Source organism: Psychrobacter halodurans (assembly GCF_017498075.1).
Taxonomy (GTDB): domain Bacteria; phylum Pseudomonadota; class Gammaproteobacteria; order Pseudomonadales; family Moraxellaceae; genus Psychrobacter; species Psychrobacter celer.
This window is the reverse complement of the sequence record NZ_JAGBKN010000038.1, coordinates 1-16,744: the sequence shown is the minus strand read 5'-3', so window position 1 is coordinate 16,744 and position 16,744 is coordinate 1. Positions and strand designations below refer to the sequence as shown.

13 protein-coding genes are annotated in these 16,744 nt (G+C 47.9%); 2 read left to right on the top strand and 11 right to left on the bottom strand.

Going from position 1 to position 16,744, the window contains the following annotated elements:
• Positions 1–320: 320 nt before the first annotated feature.
• Positions 321–1,454, top strand: a complete 1,134-nt coding sequence (asd, locus tag J3491_RS11480) for an aspartate-semialdehyde dehydrogenase (RefSeq protein WP_207970305.1) — start codon at positions 321–323, stop codon at positions 1,452–1,454.
• 213 nt (positions 1,455–1,667) lie between these two features.
• Positions 1,668–2,819 carry a tRNA guanosine(34) transglycosylase Tgt gene (tgt, locus tag J3491_RS11475; RefSeq protein ID WP_207970304.1) on the top strand — a complete coding sequence of 384 codons (1,152 nt, stop codon included), beginning with the start codon at positions 1,668–1,670 and terminating at the stop codon, positions 2,817–2,819.
• Positions 2,820–2,954: 135 nt separating this feature from the next.
• Here the strand turns inward: tgt and J3491_RS11470 are convergent, their stop codons facing one another.
• The 11 genes from J3491_RS11470 to pyrH all read right to left on the bottom strand — a co-directional run bounded on the left by J3491_RS11470 (position 2,955) and on the right by pyrH (position 16,390).
• Positions 2,955–4,307 (bottom strand): sodium-dependent transporter, encoded by a 1,353-nt coding sequence (locus J3491_RS11470; RefSeq protein WP_100749190.1) that lies wholly within the window; start codon positions 4,305–4,307, stop codon positions 2,955–2,957.
• 320 nt (positions 4,308–4,627) lie between these two features.
• The gene (gene lpxA / locus J3491_RS11465; protein ID WP_100749189.1) at positions 4,628–5,407 is read right to left on the bottom strand and encodes an acyl-ACP--UDP-N-acetylglucosamine O-acyltransferase; all 780 of its coding nucleotides are present in this window, start codon (positions 5,405–5,407) and stop codon (positions 4,628–4,630) included.
• A gap of 179 nt (positions 5,408–5,586) precedes the next feature.
• Positions 5,587–6,096, bottom strand: a complete 510-nt coding sequence (gene fabZ, locus J3491_RS11460) for a 3-hydroxyacyl-ACP dehydratase FabZ (RefSeq protein WP_100749188.1) — start codon at positions 6,094–6,096, stop codon at positions 5,587–5,589.
• A gap of 123 nt (positions 6,097–6,219) precedes the next feature.
• Complete coding sequence (lpxD, locus tag J3491_RS11455) at positions 6,220–7,242, bottom strand: UDP-3-O-(3-hydroxymyristoyl)glucosamine N-acyltransferase (RefSeq protein WP_100749187.1); 1,023 nt, start codon at positions 7,240–7,242, stop codon at positions 6,220–6,222.
• 172 nt (positions 7,243–7,414) lie between these two features.
• Positions 7,415–9,850, bottom strand: coding sequence for an outer membrane protein assembly factor BamA (bamA, locus tag J3491_RS11450; RefSeq protein WP_100749186.1), 2,436 nt, complete (start codon positions 9,848–9,850; stop codon positions 7,415–7,417).
• Positions 9,851–10,114: 264 nt separating this feature from the next.
• Positions 10,115–11,482 carry an RIP metalloprotease RseP gene (rseP, locus tag J3491_RS11445; RefSeq protein ID WP_100749185.1) on the bottom strand — a complete coding sequence of 456 codons (1,368 nt, stop codon included), beginning with the start codon at positions 11,480–11,482 and terminating at the stop codon, positions 10,115–10,117.
• An 85-nt stretch (positions 11,483–11,567) separates the two neighbouring features.
• Positions 11,568–12,779, bottom strand: coding sequence for a 1-deoxy-D-xylulose-5-phosphate reductoisomerase (gene ispC / locus J3491_RS11440; protein WP_198411592.1), 1,212 nt, complete (start codon positions 12,777–12,779; stop codon positions 11,568–11,570).
• A gap of 73 nt (positions 12,780–12,852) precedes the next feature.
• A complete protein-coding gene (locus J3491_RS11435) occupies positions 12,853–13,662 on the bottom strand; it encodes a phosphatidate cytidylyltransferase (RefSeq protein WP_100749183.1) in 810 nt (269 codons plus the stop codon).
• A 241-nt stretch (positions 13,663–13,903) separates the two neighbouring features.
• Positions 13,904–14,662, bottom strand: a complete 759-nt coding sequence (uppS, locus tag J3491_RS11430) for a polyprenyl diphosphate synthase (RefSeq protein WP_100749182.1) — start codon at positions 14,660–14,662, stop codon at positions 13,904–13,906.
• Between the two features lie 319 nt (positions 14,663–14,981).
• Positions 14,982–15,536 carry a ribosome recycling factor gene (gene frr / locus J3491_RS11425; protein ID WP_075101541.1) on the bottom strand — a complete coding sequence of 185 codons (555 nt, stop codon included), beginning with the start codon at positions 15,534–15,536 and terminating at the stop codon, positions 14,982–14,984.
• 128 nt (positions 15,537–15,664) lie between these two features.
• On the bottom strand, positions 15,665–16,390 hold the full coding sequence (pyrH, locus tag J3491_RS11420) for a UMP kinase (RefSeq protein WP_075101540.1): 726 nt from the start codon (positions 16,388–16,390) through the stop codon (positions 15,665–15,667).
• Between the last annotated feature and the right edge of the window lie 354 nt (positions 16,391–16,744).

Sequence of the window (16,744 nt, the reverse complement as noted above, 5' to 3'; positions counted from 1 at the left end):
GCTAGGTTTGCAACGCAGTATGGCGCAATTTTAGCATCAGCCGTAGGGACAGGACTCTTTTTTGCCGCTTCATTGGTAAAAATAGACGCTTAGAGTGACTAAGCTTACTATTTTTACCTTCGAATCGTCTAAAAAATAGTCTCTGTCAGTGCCATGGTTGAAGGTTCAACACGCCCTAATAACATCACGTTATAATAAACATAGCAAATAGTGTATAAAAAACCGCTAAAAACCGCCAAAACGCCTTGCTTTTTGGGAGCATTCACGGCATTGTTATTGGTTGGCGATGCAACAAATAATTGTAAATAGGATTAGTTTTCATGAGTAATTTAACAGTAGGCTTGGTGGGCTGGCGCGGTATGGTTGGCTCAGTGTTAATACAGCGCATGCAGCAAGAAAAAGACTTTGATGGTATTACGCCCGTGTTTTTTTCGACCAGTAACGCAGGTGGCGATGCGCCAAGCTTCGATGGCGTACAGACCAGCCAATTAAAGGACGCTCATGATATCGACGCACTCGCAGCTTGTGATGTGATTATTACCTGTCAGGGCGGCGACTACACCTCAAAGGTGCATCAGCCCCTACGCGATAGCGGCTGGAATGGCTACTGGATCGATGCGGCCAGCACCTTGCGTATGGCAGATGACAGCATCATTATCCTTGATCCAGTCAATCGCAATGTCATCGATAGCGCGCTCGCCAGTGGCAAAAAAGACTTTATCGGTGGCAACTGTACGGTATCATTGATGCTGATGGCGATCGGTGAGCTGTTTAATAAAGGCTGGGTAGAATGGGTCAGCGCCATGACTTATCAGGCGGCGAGTGGCTCTGGCGCAAACAACATGCGTGAGCTCATCGAAGGCATGGGCGTACTACGTGATGCGGTCAAGGACGAGCTGGCTGATCCTGCCAGCGCTATCTTGGATATCGACAAAAAAATCGCGCAGACCCAGCGCGCAGATGACTTCCCTAAGCAGTATTTTGGTGTACCGCTCGCAGGCAGCCTAATCCCTTATATCGATGCGCAATTAGAAAACAAGCAATCGCGCGAAGAATGGAAAGGCGGCGTCGAAACCAACAAAATCCTTGGCAACTCAGCGGCCAATACCATCCCTATCGATGGTATGTGTGTGCGTATCGGTGCCATGCGCTGCCACGCTCAAGGCCTGACCATCAAGCTCAAAAAAGACATCCCGCTAGAGGAAATCGAAGCGGCGCTAAAAAATAGCGGCAATAAATGGTTAGATGTGGTCGAAGACGACAAAGAAGCCACGATGAACCGCTTAACGCCTGTTGCCGTAACAGGTACCTTGACTGTGGCGCTAGGACGCCTGCGTAAGCTAAACATGGGACCTGAATATCTGGGTGCATTTACTGTGGGTGATCAGCTACTGTGGGGCGCAGCCGAACCCTTACGCCGTATGCTAAACATCATCCGCAAGCAAAACGCCTGATTTTACAACTCAACTATGAAGTACAAAAAAGACAGCAGATGGCTGTCTTTTTTTATATCGATTTTAGGTTCACTCCTCATAACGCGCTATGAGCCGCACATAATCGCGCATAATATAAATAGCAACAAAATTGAGATTGGCATCCCTGTCCCAATAAACCCTTAACAATGCTATAATTAGCGCCATTTCCATAGCTTACATAGCGGTTATCATATGCAATTTATCTTACACAAAACGGCCAGCGGCGAGACGCGTGCGCGCCGTGGCACTGTCCATCTCAATCATGGCGACGTACAAACGCCTGCCTTTATGCCTGTCGGTACGTATGGCACGGTCAAAGGTATGCTGCCGCGCGATATCGAAGCCATCGGTGCTGATATCATCCTTGGCAATACGTTTCACTTATGGCTACGTCCTGGTACTGAGGTCATCGACAAGTTTGGCGGTCTGCACAAGTTTATGCATTGGGATAAGCCTATCTTGACCGACTCAGGCGGCTTTCAGGTCTTTAGTCTTGGTGCAATGCGCAAAATCACCGAAGAAGGCGTTAATTTTAAGTCGCCTATCGACGGTGCCAAGGTGTTTTTGTCACCAGAAAAGTCGATGCAGATTCAGTACAGCTTAAACTCAGACATCGTCATGCAGTTTGATGAGTGCACTCCCTACCCTGCCACTCACGACGAGGCCAAAAAGTCTTTAGAGCTGTCATTACGTTGGGGCCAGCGCTGCGTCGATGAGCATAACAGACTGGGCAGCACCAATGCGCTGTTTGGTATTATTCAAGGCAGTATGTACCCAGATCTACGCCAGCAATCGCTCGAGGGCCTGCTTGAGATTGGTTTTGATGGTTATGCCATCGGCGGCCTATCTGTCGGCGAGCCAAAAGATGAGATGATGGATGTACTAGACTACATCCCAGATGCGATGCCAGCAGACAAGCCGCGCTATCTGATGGGTGTGGGCAAGCCTGAGGACATCGTTGAGGCGGTACGCCGCGGGGTCGATATGTTTGACTGTGTCATGCCCACTCGTAACGCCCGTAATGGCCATTACTTCGTCACAGGCGATACTGACAATGCAGGCGTGGTGCGTATCCGCAATAGCCAGTATCGTAACGATGAAGGCCCACTAGACCCTGAGTGTGATTGCTATACTTGCCAAAACTTTAGCCGTGCCTATTTATACCACCTCAATAAATGTAAAGAGATGCTAGGCGCGCAGCTGGCTACCATTCATAACCTGCGTTATTATCAGCGCTTGATGCAAGGCATCAGAGACGCTATTGAACAAGACACCTTTGATGCCTTTGTCAGTGAGTTTTATGCTAAGCGTGGTCAAACGGTGCCTGAGCTAAACCTACGCTAACTCTTTAAACGTTCATCTATCTCTCTGTATCTGTATCTATCATTCAGACCAAAAAAGGGCTTAAGAAAATTCTTAAGCCCTTTTTACTGCTTGACTGATGCATGCGCCATTCAAAAAGGTTGATGGCCAAACGTTTTAATCCATCAATGTGGTCACAAACACGATAACCACTGCGATTGGCGCTACAAACTTGGAGATAATCTGCCATAGCGTCCACGTACCGTTAGACAGACCAAGCTCTTGCTGGACACTACGCTGATCCATTTGCCAGCCAAGGAAGATAATCGCCGCCAGACCCGTAAGTGGTAGGATAAACTTACTGGTGAGCTTATCTAAAGCATCAAAGACACCGTTGCCCATGATCGTAAAATCAGCCCATAGGTTAAACGACAACAAGGCTGCGATACCAAGTAGCCAAATCACAATACTTGCCACGATGGTCGATACTGTACGGCTCATCGAGGTACGCTCTTCTAAAAACTCCACCGTCGGCTCAAGTAGCGAAATCGATGAAGTGATAGCGGCAAAGGTAATCAATAAGAAAAACAAAGTACCGATGATCGTACCTGCGCCCATGCTACCAAAGGCAATTGGTAAGCTGACAAAGATAAGACCAGGACCTGAGGCAGGATCTAAGCCATTGCTAAAGATAATCGGGAAGATTGCCAGACCAGCGGCCAAGGCAATCACGGTGTCCAATATTACCACTGTACGGGCGGTCTTGAGTAAGTTAACTTCACGGCCCAAATAAGAGCCATACGCAATCATAATGCCCATACCGATAGATAGGGTAAAGAACGCATGACCAAGCGCAGCAAGCATCACGTCTGCAGTCAGCTTGCTAAGGTCTGGAGCAAATAGGTAAGCAACCGCTTCACCAAATCCGCCATTCATGACGTTATAACCGACGATGACAAACAAGATAAGACCCAATAATGGCATTAACACCTTGGCGGTTTTTTCGATACCACCTGTCACCCCCATACCGACGATGATAGCCGTCAATACCATAAACACAGTATGCCAAATGGTCAATGTGCCGGCTGAGGCCAGCATAGCATCAAATGTCGCACCAACTGCGTCGCCATCCTGGCCAGCAAACTCACCTGAGGCGATTTTGGTGATGTAGTTTAGCGCCCAGCCACCGATGACACTATAAAACGATAAAATTAAGAAACCGCCCAAAATACCTGACGCACCCACGATACCCCAGCTGCGTGATTTGCCTTGGCTGGCGGCCACATCAGCAAAGGTATTGACTGGGTTTTTTTGCCCGCGGCGACCGATCAACCACTCAGCGACTAGAATCGGAAAACCTACTAACGCGATACAGAATAAATAAGCGATAACAAAAGCGGAACCCCCACTTTCACCGACCATATATGGAAATTTCCATATATTTCCTAACCCAACTGCCGACCCTACCGCTGCTAGCACGAAGCCAAAGCTTGAGCTCCATTGTGCATGTTCTTGTTTATTCATAGCCATCTTTTCCGTCCTCTTGCTTCAATTAACACCACTGATAACCTTCCTTGATTATCATAAGCCGCCCATCATAATGCTTAAGCGAATTATTAAACGCCCCGATATGAAGCGTCCAGTAACATTAAGAAAAAATTGTTTACAATACCGTAAACGCTCAGTTTCTGCTAAGCAACCAAAAAAGTCAAGTGCCCATAAATACAAAAAGCCATAACAATTGGTTATGGCTTGCTATCATTTTACCTATAACTAACAAGAGTTTGGACTATCAACAATTCTTTTTATCATGAACTGTGGCTAATCCTAATCAATTGTCTACTAATTACTTAGCGCACGACACCGCGTCGGCTGTTTTGTAATGAGTCGATAAGCAGCTGAATCTTTGGCTCTTTCGGCAGTAGCTCGTTATGCAACACTTCAAGCGCTTGTACAGTGGTCAGACCAGATCTAAAAATCGTACGATACGCTTGACGCAAAACATCAATCGTCTCTTTTGACCAGTTTTTGCGGCGCATACCTTCGACATTGAGGCCATGGGTTTTGGCAGGATTGCCAGACACCATGGTAAAGGCTGCCACATCTTTTAAAATCAGACTTGCCCCACCGATCAGACTATAGTCATCTACCGTACAAAACTGATGAATACCAGAGTTGCCACCGATGATGGTATGGTTGCCGATAGTGACATGACCCGCTACCCCCACATTATTAGCCAACACATTGTGATCGCCTATCACGCAGTCGTGAGCCACGTGGGTGTTGACCATCAACAAATTATGACTGCCTATCTTGGTCAACTCGCTGTCTTGGGCTGTGCCGCGGTGCAAGCTGCAGGCCTCACGAATGGTATTATAATCGCCAATCTCAAGCCAAGTACGCTCGCCTGCATACTTCAAATCCTGCGGATCTTCACCAATACTGGCAAACTGATAAAACTGATTGTGCGCGCCGATACGAGTCAGCTTGGTCACGACCACATGACGATGCAACACCGTATGCGCGCCGATGCTGACATCATCCCCGACGATACAGTACGGGCCAATGGTTGCAGTCTCATCTATCTGAGCGGAGGGTGAGATGAGTGCTGTTGGATGGATCTGACTCATAATGTGGGCCTTTGTATCTTCTGGTGCGAATAAATGGTAAAACACTGACCGTCAGTCATAACTTATCAAACAAACCAAAGTCAGTCTTGCGACAAAATATCGATGCTCATTATAATTCTTCTTGTCTGTTTTGACATAACTCTTTAGATACTGATGAGCCTAAAAGTTATCAGCCAATTTTATTGCTCTTGACGAGCAATCATCACCTGTGCACTCGCCGCCAGCTCGTCTTCAACATGGACGGTACAGTCAAACTTATAAATACCGCGCTTTTGCATCACAGTTTTTGCCCGAATAATCAGCTGATCACCAGGGATAACGCGGCGCTTAAAACGAACCTTGTCTACCCCAGCAAACAAATACAGATAGCCATCTTCGGCAGTTAATCCTGCGCTGATAAACCCAAGCACCCCTGATACTTGAGCCATACACTCGACCATCAGCACGCCTGGCATGATAGGCTCATTGGGGAAATGCCCATTAAAAAACTCTTCATTAATGGTGACATTTTTGACCCCAGTGATGCATTCACCAGGGATACAGTCGATCACTTTATCGACCAGCATAAAAGGATAGCGATGCGGTAAGTAGTGCTTTAGCGTATGATAAGTCAGAGGCAAAGTCAGGCCTTGCTCAGCCAAGCTTTTCATGTTGGTATCATTTAAAATATCTATGTCGTTGCTGCTCATATGCCGCGTCCTTGCTCATTGCTAAGTATAAAAGGATTAAAGGGTTAAGGGGTAAAATATTGGATATTATATGGTTAACTATTAAGGGTTATGAAATAGAGTGATATCCTGTGGTCAGTCAAATCAGCGCTCATCGCGACCGAGCTGGCGAAACCTAACTGCAGCGCGTCGCCAATTGGCAGTTGGCATGGCCGCGGTACCTGAAGAGTAAGAGCCTGCTTGTTTGATGGATTTGGTCACCATCGTCATACCCGACAATGTAACATCATCAGCAATCTCGATGTGGCCAGTGATACCGACCGCGCCACCAATGATACAGCGTTTACCGATGTGCGTACTCCCAGCGATACCGGTGTGCGCGGCGATGGCCGTCCCATCACCGATATGCACGTTGTGCGCCACTTGCACCAGATTATCGATAATCACATGATTACCGATGACGGTATCATCGATAGCACCGCGGTCGATACAAGTCTGACTGCCAATACGAACATGATCACCGATGATGACTCGGCCTAACTGCGCAATACGCTCCCACCCGGTCGTGCTTGGGTCGTTGGTCGGGGCAAAGCCAAAACCTTCTGAGCCAATACTTGTACCAGCATGCACTCTGACATGATCGCCGATGGTACAATCATGACCGATGACCACTTGTGATTTGATGACACAATCGCTGCCGACCCTCGTACCTGCCTCAATCGTCACATGGGCAGCCAGCGCTGTTCGCGCCCCCAGCTGCACCTGCTCGCCTATCACACAAAACGCCCCTATGCTCACCTGCTCGCCGATGATGGCACTATCGGCAATCACCGCACTCGGATGAATACGACTCGAGGCTGACTGATAAGCAAATAACTGACTGGCGCTGGCGTAAGCCAAGTATGGATTTGCGACCACCAACGCCAAGGTTGATGCGGGTACTTGCTGGCGATGGTCTGCTGTGACTAACACAGCCCCTGCCTGACTGTCTGCCAAACTGGAGAGGTAACGAGAATCAGCCAAAAAACTCAGCTGCGTGTCATTGGCTGTCGTCAGACTACCGATACCGCCAAGCTTTTGGCATAACTGCTCAGTGCTCAGCTCTGCTTTATTTCTAACCGGCTGGCGCTGCTCAATTTGGGTGATAATTTGCTCAATCGTTATCATAGTTATTATTAGTATGAAGTAAGAATAAAAGTCGTATTATAAATAAGACAGTCATCAAGCTGCTATATCAGCTTGATGACCAATTTATCTAGTACCATCTATTTATACCACACAAGTTATTGTGCCGTATAAATAAGATCAAAAAGCCAAAGCGCTTCAGATGGCCGCTACGTTAGAACGTATTACCAATCTGGAACTGTACCTTTTCGGTCTCATCACCTTCTTTGTCACCGATAGGCATCGCATAACTCAAGGAGATAGGGCCAATTGGCGTATACCAAGTGATACCAGCACCAGCACTAAAGCGCAAGTCATTGTCTTGAGTCAATAATGGTACGCCAGTATCAGCACCCGTATCAGGGTTTACGAAAGTACGGTCTTCTTTATCGGTGGTATCAAAGACTTGCCCGCCCTCTGCAAATAGTACGGGACGCACTTGGTCAGCCCAGTCACCTTTAAATGGCATGGGCAATACCAGCTCAGCCCCAAAACTGGCCAGCGCGTTACCACCGATTTCTTCGTCTTTATAACGCACATCATCATTGATGGCATCATAATATGTCTGTGACTTTGGTCCAAGTGTTGAGGCTTCATAACCACGAACAGAGCCATAACCACCAGCGTAAAAGTTTTCATAAAACGGTAAATCATTACCATAGCCAAGCTTAGTATAACCACGTGCTATCCAATCCTTATAAATCGGATAATAAATATTGCCGCGGTACACAAGTTTTTGATAGCTGGTATCACCAAGGCCGATGGTCGCATCAACGGTATGGCTCATACCTTTGGTTGGGAATACAGGACGATCTAGGGTGCTATAGTCCCAGCCGAATAGTAGATTATAGGTCTGATAGTCGTTTTTAAAGCCAGTACGACCTGAAAGCTGCTCTTTACCTTCTTCATCAATAAAGGTGAACTGCTCAAAAGTTCCACCATCATCGATTAACTGCTGGACGTTTGAAACCCCTAAGAAGCGGCCACCCCGTACTGAGGTATTATCCACGTTGAGACCTGCGCTGACGCGTTTGGTTTCATCGACAGGATAGCTGTAGTTGAGCGTGGCACCATAGGAGTCGGTCACATAGTTACTGACGTTTCTGTCATCATACTTGGTCTCACGATAATACGCACTCAAACCTTGAGAGACACCGTTTTCGGTAAAATACGGATCGGTATAGCCCAAACTATATGAGTCGCGGGTCTCTGAGCGAGACAGCGCGGCTTTGACTCGGTTACCTGTACCCATAAAGTTGTTTTGGGTCAAATCCAACTGGAAGGTCACACCACCACTTTGTGAATAACCAGCAGCAATGGTCGAGCTACCTGAAGGCTGCTCTTCTACCGTGTAATGTACGTCTACTTGGTCTGGCTGGTTGGGCACTGGTTTGACATCGACATTGACGGCTTTAAAAAACCCGGTGCGCATCAGACGCGTGCGTGACAATTGGATTTTTTCGCTAGAGGCAAGCGCGCCTTCTAGTTGGCGCATCTCACGGCGCAGTACTTCGTCTTGGGTTTTGATATTGCCCGTAAAGTTGATACGGCGCACGTAGATAGGACGGGCAGGATCGATAAAGTAATCCACATCGACCATTTTGGTATCGTCATTGATACGTGGTACTGGTCTGACTTGGGCCAGATAATAGCCTTCGTTGCCATAACGGCGCTTGAGCTCGGCGGTGGTTTCATCAAGTTTGGCTTGCGAGTATTTTTCGTTTGGAGAAAAGGTGACCAGCTCTTGTAGCTCAGTCGTCTCAAACGTCGGCTTACCTAAAAAATTGACCTCACCAAACTGGTACTGTTCGCCTTCGCTTAGGCTAACTTCGATAAACACACTGCGCTTATCTTCGCTGATGTTAAGTACCGCATTGTCGACGGCAAAACGCACGTAACCGTCATTTTGGTACAAGGCTTTTAAGTTTTCCAAACTGGCCGCCAGCTTTTCTTTGGCATAGCGATCAGATTTAGATAACAGGCGTGTCCAAGAAGATTCTTTTACGGCAAAGACATCTTTGATCTCATCATCGCTGAAGTGCTTGTTACCGATGATATTGATATCGACGACTTTGGCAGGCTTGCCTTCGATAAAGCGTACATCGAGCTTGACACGATTGCCATCGAGTAGCGTTTGGTCGACTTCGATATTACTATTGTAATAGCCTTGGCTGATATACTGCTGCTGCAGCTCGTTGGCGACGCCTTGTAACGTCGCTTGCTTGAGTACATCACCGACAGACAAACCTGCGTTGCTCAGTCCTTGCTCTAGTCCTTCTTTTGGGATGAGCTTATTGCCCTCAAAGTTGACTTCGGCGATGGTAGGACGCTCAACGACATCAAAGCGTAACTGACCGCCTTCGACACGGCTTTGAATGTCCGCGAAGTTTTCGGTCGCATATAGTGCCTTAATACTGGCCGCCAAGCTGCTGTCATTTACCGTATCTCCTACCGTGATAGGTAGAACCGGATAGAGGCTATCGGGGGTTAGACGTTGTAAGCCATTAAAACCGATGTCAGTCACTACAAATTCTGCAGCCTGTACCGGCATACTCATCATCGCTACCACTAACGGCAACCCTGCCGCGCTCATAAATAAAGGCGTACGCATAAACACTATCCGTCAATAAAAAAAATTGCTTAAGTTAAGTTAAAAAGCACATGTTGTCTTGTCCATTTGCCATAAAGTCGCATGCTTCGGCGGACAAGACTCAGAACACTTTATATAAAACGCATCATAAAATAAACTAAAAATTACGATTAGTACAGAGACGGCGGCACAAAGCTACTCTGCCGTCACACCCGCAATCGCTGCCCGATACGCGTAAAACCATTAGTGCATCTTGCCTTATCACCCAAACGCTTGGGCAAACCATCAAAACAATCGGCTGATATCATTACCAATTGCTAACACCATGAAACCTGCCAGCAAGAGTAAACCGATATTAAGTCCAGCCATTTGTACGCCTTCTGAGAGCGGCTTACCGCGAATCAGCTCTATGAGATGATAAACGATATGCCCTCCATCCAATACAGGAATGGGCAAAAGGTTGAGCACTGCCAGACTCAGACTGATCAGCGCGGCGGTAGACAATACCATCTGCCAGCTAATATCGAAGCTTTGTTTGGCGACTTTGGCAATGGTAATCGGGCCTGATAAATTATCGAGACCAATCATACCTGAGAGCATTTTGCCCATCGAGCTGACCGTCATCACCGCCAGCTGTTCGGTTTTTTCAAACGACTTGACCAGTGACTCGCCTGGACCATAGACCACTGTGGTTTTATAATCATCAGGAATGACAATCTCAGACTGTGCCACCATAGCACCAATTTGCCCAAAGTCGTTACCTAAATTGTCTTTTTTGCCCTGCGGCATGATGGCCAATTGTACAGACTTACCCTCTCTTAAGACGGTAAAATTGAGTAAAGTCTCAGGATTGTCGCGAATGATGCGTGTGGCACTGATCCAGTCTGCGATGGCGACATCATTAATCGCAGTGATGCGGTCACCGACCTTGAGGCCTTGACGATTGGCGGCACCATCGGGCGTCAGCTCACCGACGATAGGGGCGATCGTCGGTTGCCATGGCAGCATGCCAAAGCTGCTCAGCGCATCTTTTCCATGGTCATCGCCTTGCATAAACTCATCCACAGGCGCGTAGTAGGTCTTGGCGGCGTTGTCATCAGCTTGTAGCGTGACACTTATATTGTCCGTCTCGCCCATGCGTCCAGCGAGACGGTAATTAATCCCTTCCCACGTCTGCACCTCATGACCATCGATGGCGACGATTCTATCGCCAACGGGCAGCTGAGCGGTGGCTGCGGGCGTATCAGGCAACACCTGCCCAATCTTTGTCGCCAACTGCTCAGATGGGGTCATAAACAACACCCAAAACAAGCCAATCGCAATGACAAAGTTCATGATAGGGCCTGCTGCGACGATAGCGATTTTTTTTAGCGGATGCTGACGGTTAAATGACAAATGCTGCTCATCGGCTGCCACCTCGCCTTCTCTCTCATCGAGCATTTTGACATAGCCGCCCAGTGGCAGTGCCGAAATCCGATAATCAATACCGCTTTTTTTGCTGGTCCAGCCTGCGACTTTGGGGCCAAAACCAATAGAGTATGTCAGCACCTTAACACCGCACAGGCGCGCCACGATATAGTGCCCCCATTCATGCAGGGCAATGAGCGGACCTAAGACAAAAATGGCCGCAAGGAGCGTCAATAAAAACGTCATGATGTCTTCTCAATATGGTTTTTCAGCAAGTTCTCTCGTACAAGGCTGATTTGCAGGACTTCTATTCTTATAGCGTCTGCGCCGCTTATATGGATTTTGCCACCTTGGCCACCAATGCCTCAGTATGCCGACGCGCTAGCTGGTCAATCGACAATATATCTTCTATATCCGCCGACGCCGCTAACAGCGGTACTTGTATCTCACTAAGTGCCTGCTCATTGATATCAGCAATATCTGTCAAACGAATTTGTCCTGCCAAAAACGCGGCCACGGCAATCTCATTGGCGGCATTGAGTACAATGGTCGCCTGCGTACCCGCTTGCATGGCTTGTCTCGCCAAACGCAAACAGGCAAACTTTTGTAAATCAGGCTCGATAAATTCTAGGCCGCTTAGCGCATACAAGTCCAAAGGCTGCGAGCCGCTATCAATACGCGCAGGATAGCTGAGTGCATGAGCAATGGGCGTCTTCATATCTGGGCTGCCCAGCTGCGCCAAAAAGCTGCCGTCGCTATATTCTACCATTGAGTGAATGATACTTTGTGGATGAATCACCACATTTATTTTATCCTCACTCAAATCAAACAAATGACAGGCTTCTATCAGCTCAAGCCCTTTGTTCATCATCGTTGCCGAGTCAACCGATATTTTTTGTCCCATCGACCAATTGGGATGTTTGACGGCTTCAGCGACACCAGCTTTCTGCATCTGCGCAAATGACTGCTGCAAAAATGGCCCACCAGAGGCGGTCAACCACAGCTTACGCACCCCGTGCTTTGGCTGGTGAATCTGGCGGCTGTCTTGTTGGATATCTACCGGCAAGCACTGAAAAATTGCGTTGTGCTCTGAATCTAAAGGTAACAAGGTAGCATGGTGCGTTTTTACCGCATCGATCATTACCTGTCCTGCCATCACCAGCGCTTCTTTATTAGCAAGCAAGATACGCTTGCCTGCGCGCGCGGCGGCTAATGTAGAAGGCAGCCCTGCTGCACCAACAATGGCAGCAACGACCGTATCGGTTTGGCTATCGGTGGCGATATCTATAAGCCCTGCTGCGCCCCCGACGACCTCGATATCAAGCTTCGCTGCGCTCAGACGCTGAGCAAAATCATCGACTGCGGCTGCCGGTACGTTGACGCGCTTTGGCACAAACTGCTGACACAGCGCAAACAGTTTGTCCAAACGATGGTATCCCGACAAGGCATAGACTTGGTACTGCTGCGGATGGGCCGCCAAAATCGCCAACGTACTATCGCCAATCGAGCCAGTTGCGCCTAATACGGCGATACGTTGCATCATAACCATCGTTGCCTATCAATAATACAAAAAAATAAAAATAAAGCCTAACTGGATAAATCCAAGCAAGACACTTTTATACCACCATCAAACCAAAGTATTGCAGCGCCCAAAAGCCGAGCGCAAATATCGGCGTGGCAGACAATAAGGAATCAATACGATCAAGGATACCGCCATGCCCTGGCAAGATTGTCCCTGAGTCTTTGACACCAGCACGGCGTTTGAGCATTGACTCAAACAAATCGCCGAGTACCGAAGCCAATATCGTCAGTACAGATAGTGCGGCAAAGGCGATCAGCGGCACCCCTGTCAGCTGTAGCTTAAAGACGCTGATGGCCACAACGACGAGCAGCCCTGTGACAATACCACCAGCCAATCCTTCCATACTTTTATTGGGTGAAACGTTTGGTGCCATTTTTCGACGACCAAGCTTTCGCCCAACAAAGTATGCCCCACTATCCGCGCACCACACCAATAAAAACACATACAGCAGCCACCAAGCCGATAGCTGCCACAGATAAAACATAGCTGTGATGGCGGCGGTTAATATCACCGCGCCCATCAAGCCCAGCTTTTTTCCATACCAATTGGTCGTCGTCGGAAAGACCCGAACCCAAGACAGCGCCATCAGCCATATGGCGAGCGATGCGGCCCACCAAAACAGCCACGTCACTTTAAACAGCAGTGACACCAAGGTCAGCGCCAAAACCAAGAGCACAAATAACGCTGGCTGACGCCATTTGGGCATCAGCTTGGTCCATTCATGAGCGGCGATGATTACCCCTATCGCCAACAGCGGCGCAAACAAAATTGGTGTTTGGCTCGCAAACATTGCAATACCAACGATAATAACGAGAACAATTGCCGTCTTAATCCGTTGCCACATACTTATTGAGCCTTATAATAATGAAAAACGTATGGTCAAAAAATGCATTATAGCAGCTAATCTACAATAGCCCACTCATTGCTACTGACTGCAACAAAAGCGGTTTATTATTTCATAAGCACGCGGCCTTAACCACGGTGAATAATCACTACTAAAAGCGTAGCAGGCTTTTAAGGCACAAAAAAGACAAGCAGCAAGCAAGTATCAGACACGCAAGTATCAGATAAGACGTTAGGGTCGTTTAGGGTAATTGCTGCGCGCAAGCGACTTGCTCGCTGGTTTTACCAAAACGGCGTTGGCGCTGGGCAAACTCTGCAACCATCGATGCCAGCTCTGCTGCGCTAAACTCAGGCCATAGGGTTTTGGTAAAAAACAACTCAGCATAAGCGGACTGCCACAATAAAAAGTTCGATAATCGGTACTCACCGCCCGTCCGTATCAGCATATCGACCGCTGGGGCGTCTGCTAACTGGACATGGCGGCCAAGCAAGTCTTTATCGATATCATCAGCACACAGCTCCCCTATCTGCACCTGTTTGGCCAACTGTTTGGCAGCATGGGCAATATCCCACTGCCCACCATAACTGATGGCAATGACCAATGTCATGGCATCAAAATGCGCGGTTTTTTCTTCTGCATCGGCCATCAGTGCTTGTAAGTCCGCACTGAGCGGACTGCGATCTCCGATAAACCGTAAGCGAATACGGTATTTGTCCATCCGCGGCATTTGCTCATGAATGGTCGAGGTTAAAAGCTGCATGAGCAGCGCCACTTCACTCGGCGGGCGTTGCCAGTTTTCGCTAGAAAAAGCAAATACCGTCAAAACCTCGATACCAGTATCGACACAGTATTCGACAATAGGGTCTAGCGCATCTTTGCCTGCCACATGTCCATGGCCTTTGGGTAGATGATTGGCTTTGCCATAGCGGTTGTTGCCATCCATGATGATGGCGATATGACGGGGTAGAAGAGCAGGAGCCAAGGCGGCTGAAGTAGACATAGGCTAGCTTGCTTATTGTTGAGATGGTTTAATAATAACGCGTGTCATGACGGCAAAAAAGCCAAAAAGATAAGATGTGGTGATTATTCACAAACTTATCATAAAGCAGTCTGCTACGGCTTTATGATTGACGACACAATAATAAGCAGCCAATCGCACTGGCGCAGTGGCTGCTAAACGACATATAGTCCATTGGAAATAAAACTTTTATAGATAGGGCTGCGCGACTGGTATAAACGTTACTTGCGTGCTGCTATCGTTCGATACGGCGCAACCTGCATTTAAAAACAGCATCCCAGTCGCGCTCTGCCATCAATCGTTATACTTCCATCAGCTCGCTTTCTTTTTTACTCAAACGGCTGTCGATGGTCTCGATGTATTTGTCAGTGATTTTTTGAATATCATCACTAGCGCGGCGCTCGTCGTCTTCTGAGATTTCTTTTTCTTTTGCTAGATCTTTTATGTCATTCATCATATCACGGCGGATATTACGAATCGAGACGCGGCTGTTTTCTGCTTCACCGCGCGCCAGTTTTTGCATATCGCGGCGGGTCTCTTCTGTCAATGCTGGCATCGGCACACGAATCACATCAGCGGTCATCGGGTTCAATCCCAAATCCGCTTCGCGAATGGCCTTGTCCACGGCCTGTACCATCGTACGGTCAAAAGGCTGTACAAGCAATGTGCGCGAGTCTTCGACATTGACACTGGCTACTTGGTTGAGCGGTGTGTCGGCGCCGTAGTAGCTGACCATCACGCCAGATAGCATGCCTGGATGGGCGCGGCCTGTACGTACCTTACTAAAGGTGTTTTCAAGCGCTTCTAAGGTTTTTTGCATACGGGCTTCGCCGTCTTGCTTAATCTCTTTAATCATTGTGCATCCTTATTTATCGCTGTCGATAAATCATTCATGGTTGTTAATAGATAGTTATTTTTCGGCAATTCATCGCTCGTAGCAGAGCGCTTGACCGCGCATATTGGGCAATATTATGCCCATTAATATTAATGATAAACGCGCGTGCCTTCGTTCTCGCCCATGACCACATTTAATAAGGCGTTGGGCTTGGTCATATCAAACACTTGTAGCGGTACATTGTGCTCACGGCACAAGGCGATAGCGGTTAAGTCCATAACGCCAAGCTTTTGCTCTAAGACTTCATCAAAAGTCAAACCATCGTATTTTTTGGCATCGGCATGCAAGCTTGGGTCTTTGTCATAGACGCCATCCACTTTGGTGGCTTTCAATATTAAGCCTGCTTCGACCTCGATACCGCGCAAACATGCTGCTGTGTCGGTGGTAAAGAAAGGATTACCAGTACCGGCGACAAAGATACAAACCTCACCGTTTTTTAGGTAGCGAATGGCATTGCGGCTGCTATAGCTTTCAGTGACTTCACCAATCGGTAAGGCTGACATCAAGCGCGTTTTGATATTGCGGCGCTCAAGCGCATCACGCATGGCCAGACCGTTCATCACAGTCGCAAGCATACCCATTTGATCGCCGGTCACACGGCCGACTAGGCCCTCTTGTTGCAGCTGGGCACCGCGATATAAGTTACCACCACCAACGACGATACCAACTTGCACACCAAGGCCGCGCAAGTGGGCGATAGATAGGCTCATCTTATCGAGCACTTCGGTATCGATACCCATGTCCTTGCCACCAGCCAAGGCTTCGCCTGAGAGTTTTAGCAAGATACGAGAGTAACGCGGGTTTTTGTCAGACATGAGGTCACCTTGTTAGCATTAAATTATAATTAAAGTCATCGGTAAAATACAAATGAAGATTGCCTTCTGATTTACGTACAGCCAGCGTTGATACGCAAGCCAGTGTCTGCGTATCGCTAGATTACGTGCAGCGCCCTACTCGTGATGCAATGCTGAGCAGATAAAACCATGCTGAGTAGATAAAAAGGCCAAATTGCGCTAATTGTAGCAAAAACTGCCCGCGATTGGGCAATTTTCACTCATCTATCATTGTGACGGCTTAGGGCGTGTCCTCAATTCAATCGATAGCCATCTAAATGGGCTAAAAATGGCTAAATCTGGCCAAACGGTGTCAAATAGCTGACTAATATCTCG

Bases quoted from the DNA above. Each gene is read 5' to 3' on its own strand.
- J3491_RS11470 (WP_100749190.1), bottom strand. From the start codon at position 4,307: ATGGCTATGAATAAACAAGAACATGCACAATGGAGCTCAAGCTTTGGC.
- fabZ (WP_100749188.1), bottom strand. From the start codon at position 6,096: ATGAGCAGCAACGACATAGATATTTTAAATGATACCAACATGAAAAGC.
- rseP (WP_100749185.1), bottom strand. From the start codon at position 11,482: ATGACGTTTTTATTGACGCTCCTTGCGGCCATTTTTGTCTTAGGTCCG.
- tgt (WP_207970304.1), top strand. From the start codon at position 1,668: ATGCAATTTATCTTACACAAAACGGCCAGCGGCGAGACGCGTGCGCGC.
- lpxA (WP_100749189.1), bottom strand. From the start codon at position 5,407: ATGAGTCAGATCCATCCAACAGCACTCATCTCACCCTCCGCTCAGATA.
- lpxD (WP_100749187.1), bottom strand. From the start codon at position 7,242: ATGATAACGATTGAGCAAATTATCACCCAAATTGAGCAGCGCCAGCCG.
- ispC (WP_198411592.1), bottom strand. From the start codon at position 12,779: ATGATGCAACGTATCGCCGTATTAGGCGCAACTGGCTCGATTGGCGAT.
- pyrH (WP_075101540.1), bottom strand. From the start codon at position 16,390: ATGTCTGACAAAAACCCGCGTTACTCTCGTATCTTGCTAAAACTCTCA.
- J3491_RS11435 (WP_100749183.1), bottom strand. From the start codon at position 13,662: ATGTGGCAACGGATTAAGACGGCAATTGTTCTCGTTATTATCGTTGGT.
- frr (WP_075101541.1), bottom strand. From the start codon at position 15,536: ATGATTAAAGAGATTAAGCAAGACGGCGAAGCCCGTATGCAAAAAACC.
- bamA (WP_100749186.1), bottom strand. From the start codon at position 9,850: ATGCGTACGCCTTTATTTATGAGCGCGGCAGGGTTGCCGTTAGTGGTA.
- uppS (WP_100749182.1), bottom strand. From the start codon at position 14,662: ATGTCTACTTCAGCCGCCTTGGCTCCTGCTCTTCTACCCCGTCATATC.
- asd (WP_207970305.1), top strand. From the start codon at position 321: ATGAGTAATTTAACAGTAGGCTTGGTGGGCTGGCGCGGTATGGTTGGC.